This is a genomic window from Citrobacter telavivensis (assembly GCF_041807075.1).
GTDB lineage: Bacteria > Pseudomonadota > Gammaproteobacteria > Enterobacterales > Enterobacteriaceae > Citrobacter_A > Citrobacter_A telavivensis.
Map to the genome: position 1 here is coordinate 923,014 of NZ_JBGUBF010000001.1, position 20,071 is coordinate 943,084.

19 protein-coding genes are annotated in these 20,071 nt (G+C 51.4%); 5 read left to right on the plus strand and 14 right to left on the minus strand.

Annotation, left to right across the window (positions count from 1 at the left end):
• Positions 1–36: 36 nt before the first annotated feature.
• Entirely contained in the window at positions 37–738 is a 702-nt protein-coding gene (deoC, locus tag ACERJC_RS04370; protein WP_373671123.1) for a deoxyribose-phosphate aldolase, read from the minus strand.
• Positions 739–1,046: 308 nt separating this feature from the next.
• Entirely contained in the window at positions 1,047–2,171 is a 1,125-nt protein-coding gene (locus ACERJC_RS04375; RefSeq protein WP_373671124.1) for an N-acetyltransferase, read from the minus strand.
• A gap of 392 nt (positions 2,172–2,563) precedes the next feature.
• On the opposite strand from ACERJC_RS04375, the gene ACERJC_RS04380 reads away from it, so the two are divergent.
• Genes ACERJC_RS04380 through spt form a run of 4 tightly spaced genes read left to right on the plus strand, consistent with a single transcriptional unit; the run spans position 2,564 to position 6,657 of the window.
• Entirely contained in the window at positions 2,564–4,297 is a 1,734-nt protein-coding gene (locus ACERJC_RS04380) for a fatty acyl-AMP ligase (protein ID WP_373671125.1), read from the plus strand.
• Positions 4,294–5,208, plus strand: coding sequence for an NAD-dependent epimerase/dehydratase family protein (locus ACERJC_RS04385; protein WP_373671126.1), 915 nt, complete (start codon positions 4,294–4,296; stop codon positions 5,206–5,208). Before ACERJC_RS04380 ends, ACERJC_RS04385 begins: the two co-directional genes overlap by 4 nt.
• Positions 5,209–5,237: 29 nt before the next feature.
• Complete coding sequence (locus ACERJC_RS04390) at positions 5,238–5,498, plus strand: acyl carrier protein (RefSeq protein ID WP_152405159.1); 261 nt, start codon at positions 5,238–5,240, stop codon at positions 5,496–5,498.
• Positions 5,485–6,657, plus strand: a complete 1,173-nt coding sequence (spt, locus tag ACERJC_RS04395) for a serine palmitoyltransferase (RefSeq protein ID WP_286632957.1) — start codon at positions 5,485–5,487, stop codon at positions 6,655–6,657. The genes ACERJC_RS04390 and spt overlap by 14 nt, the downstream gene beginning before the upstream one ends.
• A gap of 93 nt (positions 6,658–6,750) precedes the next feature.
• Here the strand turns inward: spt and lptG are convergent, their stop codons facing one another.
• From lptG to ACERJC_RS04430, 7 genes are all read right to left on the minus strand, one after another.
• Positions 6,751–7,818: an LPS export ABC transporter permease LptG gene (gene lptG, locus ACERJC_RS04400; RefSeq protein WP_373671127.1), complete on the minus strand. Its 1,068-nt coding sequence runs from the start codon at positions 7,816–7,818 to the stop codon at positions 6,751–6,753.
• Positions 7,815–8,885: an LPS export ABC transporter permease LptF gene (gene lptF, locus ACERJC_RS04405; protein WP_373671128.1), complete on the minus strand. Its 1,071-nt coding sequence runs from the start codon at positions 8,883–8,885 to the stop codon at positions 7,815–7,817. The genes lptG and lptF overlap by 4 nt, the downstream gene beginning before the upstream one ends.
• Before the next feature lie 11 nt (positions 8,886–8,896).
• On the minus strand, positions 8,897–9,457 hold the full coding sequence (locus tag ACERJC_RS04410) for a YtfJ family protein (RefSeq protein WP_373671129.1): 561 nt from the start codon (positions 9,455–9,457) through the stop codon (positions 8,897–8,899).
• Between the two features lie 52 nt (positions 9,458–9,509).
• Complete coding sequence (locus ACERJC_RS04415) at positions 9,510–10,334, minus strand: hypothetical protein (RefSeq protein WP_373671130.1); 825 nt, start codon at positions 10,332–10,334, stop codon at positions 9,510–9,512.
• Positions 10,331–11,668, minus strand: coding sequence for a lipopolysaccharide biosynthesis protein (locus ACERJC_RS04420; protein ID WP_373671131.1), 1,338 nt, complete (start codon positions 11,666–11,668; stop codon positions 10,331–10,333). Before ACERJC_RS04420 ends, ACERJC_RS04415 begins: the two co-directional genes overlap by 4 nt.
• A 146-nt stretch (positions 11,669–11,814) precedes the next feature.
• Complete coding sequence (locus tag ACERJC_RS04425; RefSeq protein ID WP_373671132.1) at positions 11,815–12,567, minus strand: nucleoside/nucleotide kinase family protein; 753 nt, start codon at positions 12,565–12,567, stop codon at positions 11,815–11,817.
• An 11-nt stretch (positions 12,568–12,578) separates the two neighbouring features.
• Entirely contained in the window at positions 12,579–13,322 is a 744-nt protein-coding gene (locus ACERJC_RS04430) for a nucleoside/nucleotide kinase family protein (protein ID WP_178828482.1), read from the minus strand.
• Positions 13,323–13,494: 172 nt separating this feature from the next.
• On the opposite strand from ACERJC_RS04430, the gene ACERJC_RS04435 reads away from it, so the two are divergent.
• The gene (locus ACERJC_RS04435) at positions 13,495–14,229 is read left to right on the plus strand and encodes a dTMP kinase (protein WP_373671133.1); all 735 of its coding nucleotides are present in this window, start codon (positions 13,495–13,497) and stop codon (positions 14,227–14,229) included.
• A gap of 81 nt (positions 14,230–14,310) precedes the next feature.
• Here ACERJC_RS04435 and pitA read toward each other — a convergent pair whose 3' ends face one another.
• From pitA to ACERJC_RS04460, 5 genes are all read right to left on the minus strand, one after another.
• Positions 14,311–15,810, minus strand: coding sequence for an inorganic phosphate transporter PitA (gene pitA, locus ACERJC_RS04440; RefSeq protein ID WP_286632964.1), 1,500 nt, complete (start codon positions 15,808–15,810; stop codon positions 14,311–14,313).
• Positions 15,811–16,142: 332 nt separating this feature from the next.
• Complete coding sequence (locus tag ACERJC_RS04445) at positions 16,143–16,940, minus strand: IclR family transcriptional regulator (RefSeq protein WP_152405148.1); 798 nt, start codon at positions 16,938–16,940, stop codon at positions 16,143–16,145.
• 99 nt (positions 16,941–17,039) lie between these two features.
• Positions 17,040–17,687 carry a bifunctional 4-hydroxy-2-oxoglutarate aldolase/2-dehydro-3-deoxy-phosphogluconate aldolase gene (locus ACERJC_RS04450; protein WP_152405147.1) on the minus strand — a complete coding sequence of 216 codons (648 nt, stop codon included), beginning with the start codon at positions 17,685–17,687 and terminating at the stop codon, positions 17,040–17,042.
• 44 nt (positions 17,688–17,731) lie between these two features.
• On the minus strand, positions 17,732–19,039 hold the full coding sequence (locus ACERJC_RS04455; protein ID WP_046478879.1) for an MFS transporter: 1,308 nt from the start codon (positions 19,037–19,039) through the stop codon (positions 17,732–17,734).
• 35 nt (positions 19,040–19,074) lie between these two features.
• A complete protein-coding gene (locus ACERJC_RS04460) occupies positions 19,075–20,064 on the minus strand; it encodes a 2-dehydro-3-deoxygalactonokinase (protein WP_373671134.1) in 990 nt (329 codons plus the stop codon).
• Positions 20,065–20,071 lie beyond the last annotated feature (7 nt).

Genomic DNA, 20,071 nt, shown 5'->3' on the forward strand with positions numbered 1-20,071 from the left:
GGGCGTCGTGCCGCTGCTACCAGCGGCACTTTTCGGTTAATAAGCGTTAATGTCGCCTACCAGTCCTTTGACCAGTTCAGGACCGGAACTGGTCCCGACTAATTCAGCACCTGCTACGAACATCTCTTTCATTTTCTCAATCGTATTCACTTTACCGGAGACTTTGACCCGACAAGGTGCCTGGATATGAGCTTTGAGAAGTCGCACATCTTCTACCGTCGCGGCACAACCGCCTTTGCCCCAGCCGCTTGACTGTTTCACCCAGTCAATACCGGCTTCATAGGCATAACGGGTGGCTTTGATTTTCATCGCCTCCTCGGTGATGAAACCAAATTCCAGCATGGCTTTGACTTTCATTCCCAGGTCATGCGCAACATGGGTGACTTCCTTCAGTTCCCGGAAATACAGTTCATCCTCGCCCCCCAGCAGAAAACCTGGATTTGGTGGGAAATCAAACTCATCGGCACCTTCTTTTGCCAATTCTCGTACGACGGCCACTTTCATGGCTGTCGTGTCGTTAGCCTGCGGAAAGTTCACGGTTGTGGCGACACGAACCCCTGTACCTTTCAGTACTTCTTTAGCAAGGGAGACCCAGCAGGGGGCAATCATTGCGGCATCAAACTGATATTCCATGCAGATATTCAGATGCTGGATCAGACTTTCCCGGGTTAAATCAGGATTGACGTTCGTGAATTGAATAGCCTTGGCAACCTGGCGTGGGTCATTAAAATCGATCATTTACTGCGACTCCTGTTAGCTGAAAAAACATACGTTATGGGCTAAGACTTACTTTAGGGAGGGGGCAGAAAATGTGTGATAGGCAAGAATCCCGGCTATATGGACAGAATTTTCAGGGTGATATTTTTGTGACATCAGTAGCAATTTCGCAGCGCTGGAGGCCAACAGAAAAGAAGGGGAAATGGTTCAGAATCCGGTTTTTAGGCGGGAAAGCGCTATTGTTTACCTCCGTATCGACGACAACCCACAGCCGGAAGCGTAGAGGAGGAGGCTCACCCAATCTTCACGCCTTCTCCTCCCGGCTGCGCTCAGAGCTGTTTTTCGTACAGGCGATAGCGCTTATAGGCAATCCCGCCGATGCGTTCGAGGATCGTGCGCATTCCGCTATTAGATTCCAGAATCCAGGACATCTCGAGTGCGTCGATGTGGTGTCTGGCAAACGGTTCACGTAACGCCTCAATTAACAGCAGAGCCATGACCGGACCAATACGACTGAACTGATACTCCTGACGTACACCCATCAGAGGCACCCGCGCGGTACGGACACCGCTTACTTTCAGCCGCCAGAGCAGTTTGGCCCAGCCGAACGGCAACAGCCGACCATTGAGATCGGCAATAGCCTCATTAATATTTGGCAGACCAACGATAAAGGCACAGGGGATAGAATCTATCTCAGCGATGTAAATCATATCGTCCGGTACAAGGAACTTGAGCTGCTCGCCCATGGCGGCGAATTCGTGTTCTGTGAAGGGGACAAATCCCCAGTTGTGCTGCCATCCTGAGTTAAAAATTTCCCGCAGAATCTGCATCTCTTCACTGAATTGCTTGCGATTAATGCTGCGGATGGTCACCTTTTCACGCACTTGATCCATCAGTCGGACCAGCGATGGTGAGAAGAATAAATCTGTCCGCTGCATCCAGTAAGCCAGTAGATCGATTCCTTTGGTGTACCCCAGTTGTTCGACCCGGGAGCCATAATAGGGCTTACCGTGCGGCATCAGTGCGCAGGGGGGCGTCCCGAAGCCATCAACCAGCAGGCCGCTTTCCTGGTTAATGTTCAGGCTAAAAGGGCCCGTTATCTTTCGCGCCCCGACGGATTTCAGCCATGTTTCGGCGGCAGCAAACAGCGCGCTAAAGACCTCAGGATCGTCGATGGCGTCGATCATGCCAAAATGACCGGTGTCATCGCCGTACAGTCTGCGATGTAAGGTATCAATCTGCGCGGTTATTCGCCCGACCACCCGTCCCTCTTTTTTTGCGATCCATGCCTGCCAGTTGATATGTTCTGACCCCGGATTTTTTGCAGACAGATGCTCTGCGCGTTCAAAATTCAAGGGGGCGATCCAGCAGTCGTCAGTGCCATAGAGTGAAGAGGGGAAAGAGATAAAGGTGTTGAGGTCATGTTTATTCATGACTTTTTGTATCTGAATCATAAATTGCCCTAAATAAAAAGTGCAGAAATAAACATAATTACATTCATTACCATACGGTAACGTCAGCATCCGAAAACGGAATAAATTATGAAATGTCTATTTTTCTCTTTTACCACTTTATGCGGTTGTCGATAAAACGGGAAGATAAAACGTTAGATAGTGGCGTTCAAGGAAATAAATGATAATTTTTAATGTTGGTGAAGAGATGAGATATATGTACGAAGGATATTATTCCTGTCACCATTAAAATACTTGTAATCATTTATAATGATGATGGTTATTTATCCAAAAAAAGAAGTGCTGTTTAGTGACCATTTAATTTATATTACCCAGTGCCGATTATTTGTTTCGTATATCCAGCGATTTTAAATTCAAACATTTTCATGGTGTATATGTCCAATAGAATATCTACTCATTCTCTTCCTATGCGTTATGCTGACTTTTCAACCCTGGCGGAAGCTTTGGACTACGCCGCTTTGGGAAATGCAGGAATGAATTTTTATGATCGACGCAATCAGCCTGAAGCCGTACTGGAGTATCGTCAGCTAAAATGGCGGGCACAAGCCGGGGCACGGCGGTTGCTTTCGCTGAATCTCAATAAGGGCGATCGCGTCGCGCTGATTGCGGAAACCAGCGTGGGTTTTGTCGAAGCCTTTTTTGCCTGTCAGTATGCGGGTTTAGTGGCGGTACCGCTGGCCATTCCAATGGGCGTCGGGCAACGCGATTCTTATTCTGCGAAATTGCAGGGTCTGTTAGCCAGCTGTCAGCCTGCGGTCATTATCAGCAGCGATCAATGGTTGTCACTGATAAATGGTGTCAACGATCATGGGGCGGCAATCCATATTCTCAGCAATGCGCAATTTAATGCGTTGCCGGAAAAGGATATCGAACTGCCACAGCCATTGCCGGATGACATTGCCTACCTCCAGTACACCTCTGGCAGTACGCGTTTTCCTCGCGGTGTCATTATTACCCACCGTGAAGTGATGTCGAATCTGCGTGTGATTAGCCATGATGGGATCAAATTACGCGACAGCGACCGCTGCGTTTCCTGGCTGCCCTTTTATCATGATATGGGGCTGGTGGGTTTTCTGCTGACGCCTGTGGCGACTCAACTCTCCGTGGACTATCTGCGCACGCAGGATTTCGCCATGCGCCCGTTACAGTGGTTGAAATTAATCAGTCAGAACCGCTGCACCGTCTCCGTGGCCCCCCCCTTCGGTTACGATTTATGCTTGCGTCGCATCAATGACAACGAACTTGCCGGGTTAGATCTCTCCTGCTGGCGTGTAGCAGGGGTGGGTGCCGAACCCATTTCTGCCGGGCAACTCAATCAGTTTGGCGAATGTTTCCAGCGCGCGGGGTTTGACAGTAAAGCCTTCATGCCGTGCTACGGACTGGCTGAAAATGCGCTGGCGGTGAGTTTTTCCGATGAAGCGTCGGGTTCTCAGGTGAACGACGTCGATCGCGATATACTCGAGTACCAGGGCAAAGCGGTTGCGCCAACGAAAAATACCCGGGCGATTTCCACCTTTGTGAACTGTGGCAAAGCACTACCGGGTCACCGCATTGAAATTCGTAACGAAATTGGGATCCCGCTTCCTGAACGAGAAGTGGGCCATATCTGTATATCCGGTCCGAGCTTGATGGACGGTTATTTTCAGGATCCGGTTTCGCAAAAGGAAATCCAGTCAACCGGATGGATGGATACCGGGGATCTGGGCTACTTGCTGGATGGCTATCTGTACGTGACGGGACGTATAAAAGATCTGATCATCATTCGTGGTCGGAATATCTGGCCACAGGATATTGAGTATATTGCGGAACAGGAACCGGAAATTCACTCTGGCGATGCAATAGCGTTTGTGACGTCCCAGGAGCGGATTATTTTACAGATCCAGTGCCGGGTCAGTTGTGAAGAACGCCGCGCGCAGATAGTCCACAGTCTGACCGCCCGGGTACAAAGCGAGTTTGGCGTTTCTGTTAGCATTGAGCTCTTGCCACCGCACAGCATTCCACGAACATCCTCCGGGAAACCGGCCCGTGCGGAAGCAAAAAAACGCTATCTGAACCTCTTCGCCGAACCCCTGAATTCACCAATCCCCGCGTCGGGTTATGCGCAATGAGTACCATCGTTGCGGTGACCGGTGGGACCGGTTTTATCGGAAAACATATTATTGAGGCGCTGCTTTCCCAGGGTTTTATCGTCCGGGCGTTAACCCGAACCGTCCGTCACGACGCGCGCGAAAATCTTGTCTGGATCCGGGGGGCGCTGGAAGAACGCGAGACGCTGGCGCAACTGGTCGCAGGGGCCGATCACGTAGTCCACTGTGCGGGGCAGGTGCGAGGACACAAAGAAGCAGTCTTCACCCGCTGTAATGTCGAAGGTAGTCAGCGGCTGATGCAGGTTGCGAAAGAGAGCGGCAGTTGTCAGCGCTTTCTGTTTATCTCCTCGCTGGCGGCTCGTCACCCTGAACTCTCCTGGTATGCTAATTCCAAGCATGTTGCTGAACAGCGGCTAACGGCGATGGCCGCCGGGATTACGCTGGGGATTTTTCGCCCTACGGCGGTGTACGGGCCCGGTGACAAAGAGTTAAACCCGTTGTTTCGTACGATGCTGCGAGGCTATCTTCCGCGATTTGGCGCTGTCGATACCCGATTGTCATTTTTGCATGTGAGCGATTTGGCTCAGGCCGTCAGTCAATGGCTCATGGCCGATCGGACGCCGGTTTATCCTTATGAATTATGCGATGGGGTTGCCGGTGGCTATAACTGGCAACGTCTTCAGGAAATTGCGGCTGCGGTAAGTAAGCGGCCGGTTCGAACCGTGAGTATTCCGCTGCCATTGCTGATATTGATTGCAGGGACGAGTACGTTAATCAGTCGGTTTGCCGGAAAAGAACCGATGTTGACCCGCAGTAAAGTTTGCGAATTAACCCACCCGGACTGGTCAGCAAATAATAAATGTCTGTGCGAGAACATAAATTGGTTTCCCCGGGTTAGCCTGGAATATGCGTTACGCCAGGGGCTATTTTGATTATTTAGATTACAGGTATGTTATTTTCTATGTTAAATCATGAAGAAGTAATGGATTACACCCTTTACTGTTTGCAGGGTATGGTCGAAAGCGGTGTGGATATCCAACCGGACAGCGATCTGGTTAATGATCTTGGGCTGGAATCAATTAAGGTCATGGATTTATTAATGTTGCTGGAAGATAAATTCGATATTTCTATCCCCATTAATATCTTGCTGGATGTCAGAACGCCTGCGCAATTAATGGAAGCGTTAATCCCTTATCTGGAGAGTATCAATGAGTCTTTATGATAAATTCGCACGCCTTGCCAGCGAGCGGGAACAATTTCGAATGACGGGGATTAACCCATTTGGCACCTGTATAGATGAAGTGTATTCCGCAACCGAAGGGCGGATTGGCAACCAAAAGATTATTCTGGCGGGTACCAATAACTACCTGGGACTAACCTTTAATGCCCAGGCGATTGCTGAGGGGCAGGCGGCATTAGCGAACCAGGGGACGGGTACGACCGGTTCGCGGATGGCGAACGGCAGTTATGGACCGCATTTAGCGTTAGAACAGGAGATTGCTGCGTTTTTTGGCCGGTCGTCGGCCATCGTCTTCTCCACGGGCTATACCGCTAATTTAGGGATAATCAGCACGCTTGCCAATCATAATGCGGTGGTACTGCTGGATGCGGACAGCCACGCCAGTATTTATGATGCCTGTGCGTTAGGCGGCGCAGAAATTATCCGTTTTCGCCACAATGATGCGAAAGATCTGGAACGACGTATGGTACGCCTCGGTGAGCGCGCCAAAGACGCTATCATCATTGTCGAAGGCATTTACAGTATGCTGGGCGACATCGCGCCACTGGTCGACATTGTCGACATCAAAAAACGGCTGGGTGGTTTTTTGATTGTCGATGAAGCGCACTCCTTTGGCGTGATGGGTGCGACGGGGCGAGGACTGGCGGAAGCGACGGGGGTGGAGCAGGATGTCGACATTATTGTGGGAACCTTCAGTAAGAGCCTGGCTTCCATTGGTGGTTTTGCCGTAGGCGATCGGGGTATGGACGTTCTGCGTTACGCCAGTCGCCCTTATATTTTCACCGCATCGCCTTCGCCGTCGAGCATTGCAACCGTTCGTTCTGCGTTAAAAACGATCGCCGCGCAACCGGAGTTGCGCCAAAAGCTGTGGGATAACGCAGTGCGATTGTATGAAGGGCTTGAGAAACTGGGTTATGAGCTGAGTTCACACATCAGCCCCGTGGTTCCGGTTATTATCGGTACGAAAGAAGAGGGGCTGCGTACCTGGCGCGAACTGATTGCCGCAGGCGTTTATGTGAATCTCATTTTGCCACCGGCAGCACCCGCCGGGATCGCGATGCTACGCTGCAGCGTTAATGCGGCACATACCTACGAGCAGATTGACACGATTATTCAGGCATTTGCACAGCTGAAAAAATAATATTCTCTCCCCGCAGCGGATATTCTTCCTGAGAATACCTGCTGTGGTTTCTGAATCTTCGGTCCATCGCGCAACTTGATAAATGTTGTGATATCAGGGCTGGCGATCGAATCGAAAAACAAGGATTAACGCCATCGCCAGAAGCAATGCCGGCGGAGCCAGCGTTGTCATCTGCACATTAAGGGAATACAGCAACCCCAGGTTGACGATGATCTGATCGCAGACGTAAGTCAGCAATCCAACGACCACGCCGACGGCTAAGCGACTCCCCAGTCCGGGGGCGCGGGGGGCGCTAAAAGTGAAAGGGATTGCCAGTAAAATCATCGCCAGAATCAAAAGCGGATGCCCTACTTTTTGCCACAACGCCAGCGTAAATTCGAGGCTGGGTTGGCCCGTGCTCTTCAGGTAGGAAATATAATGACCGAGTTGCTTAACTGAAAAGCTACTGCTGGGCAGGGTGAGTTCCTGTAGGCTCATACCGGCAAAGAGAGATGGCCACGCTACGCTCTCTTTCGTCTCTGTTGTCTCCTTACCGTTGGCCCACTCTTTTTGATTTACATCCTCAAGCTGCCAGGTTCCGTTGTCTAAAATGGTCGCCGTTTTCGCATAAATATACCGTTGTAGAGAATGGTCCGCCCGATAGTAAAACAGCTCAATGCCTACTGGCTGGCGCTGTTCGTTCAGCGACTTCACCGTTACAAACTCATTGCCGCGCCGGGCCCACAGAATGTTTCCCGCCATATCGTGACGGGTAAAGCGCGTCTTTATCTGCAATGCCCGCTGTTGCATTGGCGAGGCAACCCATTCATCAATGACACCAAGGGCAACGGTTAGCATCAGTCCCGCGCAAAGCGTCACCATGGCTATTCTGAAAATTGAATATCCCGTGGTGCGTATTGCGGTTAACTCCCCGCTTTTCGACAACTGTCCCAGCCCGACGATGCCGCCGATCAGCGCGATAAACGGGCCAAGATCGATGAAAGTTCTGGGCAATGTCATCAACACAACCATCACGGCCTGTGTCCAGCGATATCCGCCAGGATTCACATCATCGAGTTCGTTGATCAGATTGAAGGTGGTAAACAGGGGAAGCAATAACCCTGCGGCAGCCGCAAATCCCAAAAAGAGATTACGTATTAAATAGCGGCTGAAGATGTTCATCGACGAATTTTCCACAGCAGAGTGCCGTCGCGGATCAGCAGCAGAAACAGGCCAGCCAGCATGAGCAGGGGAACCAACCACAGGCCCGGAGTCACGGGCAACGCGCCGTTGGCAACCAGCGTGCGGCAAATGTTGCCGCCATAAAAAATGATGACGAATAAGAGCGTGAGTGGGAGCAGCGTGGAAAACCGTCCCTGGCGTGGCCTGACGCGGCTTAATGGAACAGCCAGTAGCGCCATTAGCAATGCGCTGACTCCACGACTTTCCCGCCATTGCAGTTCCGCAGCATCAGCAGGCGCAGAGGAGCGGGAGAGCGTAGCGACGGATTTTGCCTTGCGTTTGACCTCGTCACTCTGGTCGAACGGTTTCAGGTTCAGTTTGAGATTGCGAAAAACCTGCTCGTTATCATCCCGCCCCTGATGCGCCAGAACATAGGCGGTACCGGTGTGCAACATCACCGTGGGGGTCGACGGCGATGGGTCAACAACATCAACACTGCTGGCCCTGAAGATACTGGTCCTGTTGTCAGAGGAGGTATAAATCAACGTATCGCTGAGATGAGCCGCGTCGGGATCAATCTGCCGGGCGAGGATCATCCGCCCATTGTTGTTGATATTAAACTTTCTTGCCTGCAGGTGCCGGACATCCAGCTCAGACTGCGACTGTTGTTCTAGCTGATAAATTTGCGCGTAAGCCCAGGGTCTGCCGTACAGTGACAGCAGCATCACCAGAATGCTTAATGGAATGGCGAGGGCCATGACGGCGCGATAAAGGCTCGAAGGCGTAGCGCCGGAGGCGGATATCGCTGTGATTTCCGAATCGGTATACATCTGACCGAGGGTGACGCCGACGGAAACATACAGGCCGACGGGGAGCAGCATCTCCAGCGCAATCAGTACCTTGTAGAAGACAACGTTCAACACGACGTCCAGGGCTAATGTGCCGTTTGCCGCGTCGGTCAGGTAGCGCTGCGCACAATAGCTGGCGAAAATAAAGATCAGAAAACCCACGAGGGTTGCTACCAGTCGTTGAATACTGGTCATGATGTAGCGTTCAATTAATTTCATCGCGGGCCCGGCTATTCATCAACCATCTTATGTACCATCGCGATAACCTGATGCACCTCTTTTGGCGTCAGATCGCCATCTTTTGCCCACAGGACGCGGCCCTCTTTGTCCAGCACCAGAATGGTTGAACTCATCTCATTGAGTTGCCAGGTTCTGCGGCCCAGTCCGCTGCTGTCGATGATAAATTGTGCCCATGGGTAGCGGCGTTTGTTTTTTTCTATTTTTCCGAGGACGAAGAAACCGGAGCCAAAGATCACATCGTCGGTATTCACGATGGTGGTGGGTTGAAAGCGGTCCTGGGGAAAATTGGCGACCTTTACGGCCTTAATCAGCATTGAGTTTTTCTTTTTTGCGGATTTTCGCCCGGCGATGTACTGAACAATGCGCACCTTTCCCGCCAGTTCGCTGCTGTTCCAGTTTCGGTAGCTAAACGCATCATGATTATCCAACTGCAATTCGCCGCGATCCGTAATGACGATCGGCTTGACCGGTTGGCCTTCGACAAAGTTATGCGCGAACGCCAGCCATGGCGAGAGCAGGAGTGAAGCAATCAGTAATCGACGTAGCAGCATCGCAGATCCTTTATTTCGCTGAGTCGGGAAGGGTAATCATGTACAGCTCGACCTACAGAGGATAATGGGTGAGCAATTGTTCTATACGTTCGCGAATAGCACTATCCAGTGCGCTCGGCGCGTCGTACGGTTTTCTCATTTCCATTGCATCGGTCACCATCTCATCATGTCGGTCTCCCATCAGACCATTAATCGCGGCCAGAAAGCGGGAGACTGCGCGGGCATCGTGATTGTCCGGATCGAGGGAACGTAACGTGTCGTAATACGAAACCTGCTGACTAATGATTTTCCTCATGGCATGAAATTCACTTCCTGTCAGTTGCGGTCTGGTAATTAATTCTCGCAGCGTGCGCATTTGCGCCTGACAATAGACCATAAATCCGCTTGTCGTTTCTGGCTGACTGTGACGCAGGGAATACTGGACGACTCGCCAGACGGGGAAACTCAGGTAAATACGCAACAGCCTTCCATAAGTGGCAGTAATCGTTTTATTCCCATTACGAAATCCGTCCTGGAAATGGCCGAGAAAAACGGTGGTTTTGCTGAATAAACGGCCTGCCTGGTGGTTTTTGCGATAGAGTCGCTGAGCAAAACGTAAATGTTTATAACGCGCGCGAATGTGTTTGTATTGCATCCGTTCATTTTCTGACAGCTCGTAGCCTCGTAATTGCTTCAGTACCAACCGTAGTAAATCCTTGCGGGTAAAACCGTCCTCCCAAAACTGCAGGCACAGATCATAACAGCGGCGGATGTTGACGTCGGTGCAGTCAATCTGCACACGATCCGGCAGTACGGCATGGCGATCGACGATGTCATCTTCTTCCACCGCGACAAACAGGCGCTGGAGAACGTCAGGCGAGAATTTTTCGTGCGTCATGAGTGAGTCTCTTTGGCTGCGGTAAAGGGCAACCTACGGCGATGGTGATAAGCGTGTAGCGTCGGGATCAGGGAAAGCAGTACATCCAGGCATTGTCCGGCGAAGTAGGCAAACGCCGCGCCGACCACGCCAAAGAGATGCGACAGCCCTGGCAGCAGGACAATGTAGGCGATGGAAGCGATGGTCTGCGCGGTCAGAAAAGCCCGTTGTTTGCCAGACATCAGCAGCAGTGATTCCTGGGGAAACCCCAGCATCGACACAATAATCGCGCCAAGCATGATCTGGATGAGATCGTACGCCTGCAGGTATTTGACGCCAAAAACCAGCGAAATGAGCGGCTTACCGACAATCACCACAACAAGCGCCACGGCGATGCCGATACCACCGGCTAATAGCGCCGATTTCATTCCCAGTTGCCACGGCTTTTTGCTGCGCGGATCTAAACGCATCACTTCGGGATAAAAGCTCTTGGCAAGCAGTTGCGCCGGCGTGCCAGTGGCATCGAAAAAGGTCATCGCAATTTTGAACAGTCCGGCGGCGGCGGGGCCAAGAACGACACCTACCAACACCGTGCTGCATGAATTTCGCGCAGACCAGATAGTGTGGGCAATATTGGTTGACCAGACAAAACTCCATGCGCCCTGGAGGCGGCGCGCCGATTCGAACAGCCGTGGGCGTAGCGCACCGTGAATATTCCGGCTACGCAGTTCGCGCGTGGCAAACCACCAGTACATCGTGCCGCCAATCAGGCTGGAGGCGTACCAGGCGATCACGAAACCGGCAAACCCAAAGTCACCGAAATAGGCGATAACGCTGCCAAGTGCGCGCAGGAAGGGTTTGGTCGCCTGCTGGACGGCAATCAAGTCAAAGCGGTTGACCGCCCGTAAAATCCCTGTTGGGGTCGATGAGGCCATGGAAGGGATTAGCGTGCAGTACAGCATTGCCAGCCAGAAGCTGTCGGCGTCGAGGCCTAACGAGTGCGAAAGAAACGGCAGTAACCCCATTCCGCAGAGGATAGCCACCGCGCCGCTGGCGATATCCAGACTAAAAGAAAAAGAGATCACATCGCGAAACTGATGCAGGTTATTGCTTTCCAGCGCGGGTGTACCGTACTGAACGACCAGTTGCCATGTCTGGAATTTGGCAAAATCGCTAATGGCTTTGGTATACGACTGAATGATGACCAGCACGCCAAACATCGCTGGCGTCACTCCTTTACCGGCGCAGGAGAGCGCCAGTAAACCCAGTAGGGCGCTCACCACGTTGCTGGAGCCTAAATAGGCGCTATTACGAATGATGGTGCGAAATGCGCCATCAGCAAACCACTTTTTCATGGGAGAAAACCCGTCAGGCCAGGTTAATCATCACTCAGCGGGAGCAAACCCGCCCAGTATAAAATCTCAGTCTGGCGAATGGCACCGCGCCTGAGTTCAGACAGTCTTTCGCTCTGTGCGCCCCGACTCCGTTGAGGGCTGATGCGTCACGACATCACGCTTCTGCGCCGGGAATTCCGTGCCGCAACGGATGCGGCAGCCAGCGCCTTTTCCAACACCTCGCGGTAGGGCGCTCGGGAATCCAGATCGAGAATTCTTGAGCCGTTGTAGGTGAGCCTCACCATGACGTCGATTTTGTCGCGCAGCTCGTTGTAGTCATGGTCAGGCTTACGGGAAAATGCGGTATCAATATCGATACCAAGACGAATAATGAGTTCGGGACGGCATAACGCCATTTCCTGATACAGGCGGGATTCGCGCTTTGCCATGCGGGTTTTCACCCAGCCCGTCGCGCGCTCGATGCCAATACCCGGTCCGTCATAATGGAATCCGGAAATTTCGGCCTGAGGGTAGCGATCGCTGATCACCAGAACGCCGCTTTGCGCCAGCCGCTGCGCTTTGCGTAAGTTAGCCATTCGGCGCACAGAGAATCCGTACATAATTAACGCCGCCCAGAGTGCGGGGGCTCGGGTAGTCATGCTTTGCGTTTTTGATGATTTCTCCGCCAGTCGCCGCTCAAGCCATGTGCCGATCAGCGGCAGACGCTTGATTTTGTTGCCATCCTCTCCGGAGACAAGCCCTAAATAGCGGCGCTCGGTCACCCACTTTTGTTGCAGGTTTTTAACCAGATCTGCCGTCAGCGTGGATTTGCCGGTACCATCGCAGCCGACCACGGCAATAAGTCCTTGAATGTATTCCGGCAACGGCGCATTCAGGGGGCTTGAGTTCTCTGTTTCCATGTCGTTCCGTCTTAAAAAGGACTCGCAAATCCGATCCGGTGATCGCGAAGAGAAGCTTGAATTGAACGTAATGATGCAATAAGAATTTTATCCGCCGGCTCCCGACCATTCAGTTCGAGGATTGTCGCCCCATTGAACGTCAGATGCGGCGTGACCATGATCTTCTCGTGGAGAATGGACAGTGGATGGTCAGGCTTGCGCGAGAATGCGGTTTCTTCATCAATATCCAGCCTGATCAACAGCAGGGGGCGCCAGGAGGCCATCCACTGGTACAACTGGAGTTCGCGCGCTTTCAGAAGGCGCACCCACCAGTTGCCGTCCGTTGTTTTGGCCAACTGCGGCCCGTCAAAACGAAACCCGGGGACTTCCGTCTGGGGGTAACGATCGACGATAAATAATGTGCCTTGCCGACTCTGGATCAACATGTTGCGGAATTTATACGCTCTCCAGCAGGAGAGCAGGAAGATCACCAGCGCCGTCATGTTTCCTGGCGGTGACGAGGGGCGCTGGTGCACACGCGCCGCTTTTGTCCGCAGGTAACGACCCACCGACGCCCCAATGACGGGCAAATGTTCGATCCATTCACCAATACGACCAGAAGACTGCCCGAGATAAAGCTGTTTTGTCGGCAATTGTGATGCCAGAAGAGGAGCCAGACTGGCAGCCAGGGTTGATTTACCTGAACCATCGCAGCCGACTATGGCAATCACCCGAACGAAAGGGGGATTAATAGTGGGAATAGTATATTGACTCACGAAAGATCCAGTTTAAATAAAGGGGTGTATATTCGCTGTGGTGTCCCAAGAATATCTGTTCAACAAAGTTGTGACAATGTCTAATTGTCGTTTTAGTATTAATAGTTATATCCAAAAGGGTGTCGCGTTAATAAAGTATTCATGATAAGGATTTTATGTTGAGGGTATATTTATGATGTCAATGAAACCTCCGCTAATAGCCATTATTGGCAGCGATGGTTCGGGGAAAACAACGGTCTGTGAACATCTTCTGATCTGTTTGCAGAAATATGGTCCCGCAGAAAAAGTGCATTTAGGTAAACAGGCCGGAAATGTGGGGCGCGCCGTGGTTAAATTACCGTTAATGGGGAAATTATTAGGTAAAACTATTGAGCGTAATAAAGTTAAAACTGCGAGGAAATTACCAGGTCCTGTACCCGCATTAGTGATTATGTCCTTCGTGGTGCGTCGGTTATTGCGCTTTCGTCATATGCTGGCGTGTCGACGCCGTGGGCTAATTGTATTAGCCGATCGCTATCCTCAAATACAAATTCCCGGAGCTTATGATGGCACCGTGTTTCCTGCCAATGCTGATGGAAGTCGCTTCGTTTCCTGGCTGGCTGAACAAGAACGCTCGGCGTTCCGCTGGATGGCCAGTCATAAGCCGGATTTAGTGATCAAACTGAATGTTGACCTCGATGTTGCCTGTGCGCGTAAACCCGATCACCGCAGAGAAGCCCTGGCCAGAAAAATAGCAATAACGCCACAGCTGACCTTTGGCGGCGCACAGCTGGTCGACATCGATGCGAATCAACCGCTGGATGATGTACTGGCGGATGCGGAAAAAGCGATAGCAGAGTTTATGACAGCCCGCGGCTATCATTACCGTAACAATAATACGGATGCCGTTGGCCTCACTCTTCAGTAAATTCGTTCTGTTTCTGTATGCCCAGTCTGGCTGACTGGGCATTTTTACGCATATATCGCTTCACCTGAACCGTCAGTTGGCTCAGAGAAATTGCAGGGAAGCCCAGTACAGACATCCCGACAACAGAATTGCCGCAGGCAACGTAAATACCCAGGCCATCGCGATGCTGGTGACGGTTTTTCGCTGCAATCCTCCACCGTCGACAATCATCGTTCCCGCTACGGCAGAAGAGAGTACATGCGTCGTAGAAACCGGCATCCCGATATAGCTGGCAAGACCGATTGAGATTGCCGCCGTGATCTGCGCGGACATCCCCTGGGCATAGGTCATTCCTTTCTTACCAATTTTTTCGCCAATCGTGGTTGCCACGCGACGCCAGCCAACCATGGTTCCCATGCCCAGCGCCAGCGCGACTGACATGATTATCCAGATCGGCGCATACTCAATCGTGCTCAGCATATCGGTTTTCAGTTTCTTCAGCAGATGCACATCGCTACGGCTGATATCCGGAAGTTTCGCCACTTTATCCGTTGTATCGGAGATGCACAGCATGATGCGTCGTAGCTGACTGCGTTGCGGTACGCTTAATGTGTCGTAACTCTCCAGGTTGGCAGGCAACAGTGCTTTGACGCGATGAATGGCCTCCATCGTGTTTGCGGGGTGGCAATGAAATTCCGTCGCCGGTGCGATATTTGCCGCCGGTGTGACAGGCGGTTGAGTCTTGTCGGCGACCTGTTTTAACGCGTCGGGATGTTGCAGGAAGTAAACCTCAAGATTACTGACCGCGTCGCGGGTGCGGGTGATTTCGTATCCGGTCGCGCTCATGTTCACCACGAATCCGGCTGGTGCAATCCCCACCAGGACCAGCATGACCAGACCGATCCCTTTCTGACCATCGTTCGCCCCGTGAGAGAAGGCTACGCCAGCCGCGGAGGAAATGAGCGAAATACGCGTCCAGAATGGTGGCTTCTTTTTCCCGCCCTTTTTTTTCCGTTCTTCAGGGAGACGATGGATGCGATCGCGTTTCTTGGTACCGCTCCAGTAGCGGCGCAGCAGGAAGATAAGGGCGCCTGCAATCACCATTCCGACGACGGGAGAAACGATCAACGAAGCAAAGATATTGACCACTGCCGGGATGTTCAGCGCATCGACTACCGAGGTTCCCGTCATCAACGCGTTGGTTAACCCGATACCAATAATTGCGCCGATCAGGGTATGGGAACTGGAGGCGGGTAAACCGAAATACCAGGTCCCCAGGTTCCAGATAATCGCCGCCAGTAACATAGAGAAAATCATTGCGAGGCCATGCGATGAGCCCATATTGAGCAGTAAATCCGTGGGTAGCATATGCACAATGGCATACGCGACGCTGAGTCCACCCAGTAGAACGCCAAAAAAGTTGAACGCTGCAGCCATTATCACCGCCAGTTGGGGTTGCATGGCACGGGTATAGATGACGGTCGCAACTGCATTGGCGGTGTCATGAAATCCGTTAATCGCTTCGTAAAACAGGACAAAGACCAGCGCAAGTAAAAGCATCAAGCTGGTATATAAATCCAGACCAGCAAATAAATGTAGCATAGAGAATATCCCGCCATTTTGAGGAGACGAACGGGCGCATTATCATTGACTTTATTATTTCGGCAAAGTGAAATATCGTTTTTTTGGATGCGATATCAAGATTGCTTTATGTGACCAGAGAGAATTGAATCGTAGTCGTACAATTTATCTTCAAAACAAAAACAACAGTGATAAATTTATTGGAAATATTTGTTTTGTGAATATATATCTGGGGTTTTATTTATTAATGCGACGAAGTTGCTCATTGCGCAGAAAGAACGGCTATTATTCTGGCGACAGGAATAGTCAGTTGGTTCGCCTGAGCGTTTCTTTCAGGCGAACAGACGGTGACGTTATTCATTCATATAGAGAGACTTACCGCGATACCCTATTCGGTGTGAAAGTTCCAGGGCAGCGGCTGAGATCATTTTACCCAGTACCTCAATTTTTTGCCGATCGTCTTTCACTTTGGAAAATAAACTGGCCACGCTAATCGCTGCGCTAACATGCCCGTGGAGGTTGTACACCGGCGCGGCGAGACAAAAGACTTCGCTGTTATGTTCCCTGTCATCGACCGCATAACCCTGCTGTCTTGCCTGGGCGAGTATGGACATAAACTGTGCTTCATCCGTGATGGTATAGGGGGTGACGGGACGCAGGCCACCGGTTCGTTTTACTATCGCGCGCACTTCATCATCGGGCAGGGTGGCGAGAATGGCTTTACCCAGACCGGTGCAGTAAAGCGGATTACTGGAACCAATACGTGCCGAGGTTCTGACGGAATTGGGGCTTTCAACCTTGTCCAGATACACCAGTTCATCTTTGTTCAGAATCGCGAGGAAAGCTGTTTCGCCTGCGTTTTCAACCAGATTTTCCAGCGTGGCGTGGGCGACATCGCGAAAAGGCGTTCTGTCGAGATAGTGAGCGCCGGTCTGGAACAGCTTCATGCCCAGCCTGAACGTTTTCTGCTTTTCGCTGGTCTGCTCCAGATATCCTTTTTCAAGAAGGGTATACAAGATATCAAAAGTGGTACTTTTCGGGATGGCCAGAAATTTGCTGATCTCTGAAATGGTGAGATCTTCTTTGCTCTGCGCAACCAGCTCCATGATTTCCAGTGCCCGTGCGACAGAGCGGTTAATCTTCTCAGACACGTTCTTCCCTCACTGTAGTTTTAATGAGCCGCAGTATAGCCAGGCGGACTTCATGAACACAATGAAGGAAAAACGTGCAGGGCGATGTGCCGGTGTCATTTATCGGTGTTTGTTATCACGAAACGCCCGGATAAATGCCTCCGCCTGGCGGGTGATTTTTCCCCATTCGCCGTCTTTTACCCACTGTTTGTTTGTCAGCGCGCTCCCGACGCCGACAGCAAACGCGCCTGCTTGCGCAAAGCTTGCCGTATTTTCAAGCGTGATGCCGCCAACCGGGATCAGCGCGAGATTATCGAGCGGCCCCTGGATCTCTTTGAGATAATCGATGCCCAGGCTGTTTGCCGGAAAAAGCTTCAACAGATCCACGCCCAGGCGACAGGCCTGGAGGATTTCGGATGGCGTCATCACCGCCGGAATCATCAGTCGTTGCTTCTCATGAACCATAGAGACGACGTCGGGATTGAAATCAGGCGACAACACGAAATCAGCACCAGCATCGATAACCAGTTGTGCCATGACGGGATTGATAACGGTTCCCGCACCCACCTTCATCTTGTCTCCCATTTTCGTTTTTAGCGCGGTGATACTTTCCAGATAACGTGTCGAATTGCACGTCACCTCTATCACCTCAACGCCACCTGCATATAACGCTTCAGCCAAAGGCAAAACAGATTCAGGCTCGATACCGCGCACGATGGCAATAAGTCCGGTCTGTTCTATAGCGTGAATAACGCGATGTTTAATCATTGATAACCTCTGTTAAAAGTCAGGGAGATTTCCCCCTGACGGTATTATTCTTCTACTTTTACCGGCTCTTTTACGATGAACCAGTAACAAAGTGCAGCACAGGCCGCGATGATCCCGCCGCTGACGAAAGCCAGGGTATAAGAACCGGTGATATCGGCGATCAAGCCGGTGGCAAGGGGGGAGAGCGATCCGGCAAAATAGCCGCCGAAGTTCTGGATACTGCCGACTGACGCCACCATCGATGACGGGGCAACATCGCCAGGCAAAGCCCAACCGGTCGCTGAGAGCGCGGAAAGCAGCGCCATGGCAATCACCAGCAGCGTTAATGTTGCAAACAGACCATCCACCATCGGTACGGCAATGACCGCAATACCCGCGAGTAACGCTGAGATACTGATCGTGGCGCGTTTTGCTTTGAGGGAGTCGGTAAAGATATTTTTATCGATTAACCATTTGGAGATATATCCCCCCATAATGGCACCGACAATACCGCCGAAATAAGGAATACTGGCATAGATCCCTAACTCTTTAAGCTGAATATTCTGGGTTTTCATCAAATAGAGCGGCAGGAATGTAGTGAAAATATTCATCATCCATACATAGCAAAACCAGCCTAATATCATTCCCCAGATGCAACGGTATTTGAATAATCCACCCCAGCTAATTTTCTCTGACTCACTGGTCAGTTTTTCCGCGGTGCCACCGCCGCCTTCCTTGATATAATCCAGTTCCTCTTTGGTGATACTCGGATGTTTTTCTGGCTGGTGGTAAGCAAAAATAAAGAACACCACGAAGACCAGACCAATCGCACCGGCAATATAAAATAAAGAACGCCAGCCCAACGGCACGATGATGGCCACCAGAATCGGTGGAGCAATGGCCGGCCCCCATTTTGAGGCGGCATCCCAGAACCCCGTCGCCAGCGCACGCTCTTTTTTAGGGAACCATGAGGCCGTAATTTTGGCTGCACCAGGCCAGCAGGGGGCTTCAGTAATCCCTAAAATTCCGCGGGCGAAAATCAGGGTCATCATACTGCTGCACGCCCCTGTCAGCATGGTGGCGCCGCTCCACAACGCGACGGCCCAGCCATAGACTTTTTTAGGACCAAAGCGGTCAACCAGAAAACCAGCAGGGAGTTGGCACAATGCGTAAATCAGCGCGAATACCGACCCCAGAAGTCCAATATCGGTATTGGACAGATTCAATTCTTTCATCATATCGGGCGCTGCAATGGATAAACTCGCACGATCCAGATAGTTAATAATCCCGCCGATTAATAAGAGGAAAACAACAAACCATCTTTTACCGCCTCGTTTTTTTACTACGGCACTTTCTTTTACGGTCGTGTTCATAAATTAAACCTTTATTTTTGTAGGGTACAAAGGAGTTAAATAATATTTTTTCGTTTCGCCAGCGCCAGTAATCCTTCTGCGGACAAGGATTTATTTTCCGGCGCGACGGTTATTTTTCCGTTAAACCACGGGTCATGATCAATTAAGGTGGCGAACGCGAGTTTGAGAACTTCTTTAGCGCATACCACGATGTGCGTATCCGGCGGACAGTCAAATGCCCGACTATTTTTAACTGCCTGAAGGTCATCCTGTAATACGGCGCCAAGCAGTACGTTCGCTTTCTGGTTCAGTGATAAGGAAGCAAACATGTCCAGCACGCGAACCGAGAAACAGGTGCGGGAAAGTCCGGTTTGCAGGCACTGGCTGGCCCCTTGCAATAACGAGGGGCTGTCGATGCTGGTCGCGAATTGATGCTGTAAAGAGCTGGCGAGGATAGTATGTCGGGTAATGACTTCCAGAAGCTCGCCACCCAGGGTGGTTACGCAGCCTTCAATGCGGTTTTGCGCATCAATTTTGACAAATTTAGAATGCGATCCCGGTAAAATGATCAGCGCAGGCCCACGGATATCAAGGCTACTGAGTACGCCAATTGCTTCCGTTTCTTCGCCGCGCATCATGTCCATCTGCTCGACGTTATCCAGTGAGACGGCATCTTTGTGATTACGTATGCCAGGAACGAACCAAATGGGTTCATCGGTAATCTCTGGCAGATGCGCGGGCGTCATGCCTTCTGCCAGTTCTTTTAATCCGGCAGGGGCGACGAGATGGGGGATCTCAAATAAGCCCACGTTGGAGGTAATCATTCCGGCTGAGAGGTAAATAACCTTTGCGTCGCAAGGGATGCCAGCTTTCTGTTTCACGTCCTGTACGGCGTCGCTGACACCTTGCATCAATGTGGCCGTACTGCCGGTAATGGCAGTGTCCCGCACGCCAGCGGCACGCGCCGCTTCTGCGAGTAATGTTCCGTCCTGCCAGGCGCAGACGCGGGTATTCGTTGTTCCGGTATCAATAGTAATAATTGTCATGTTGTTT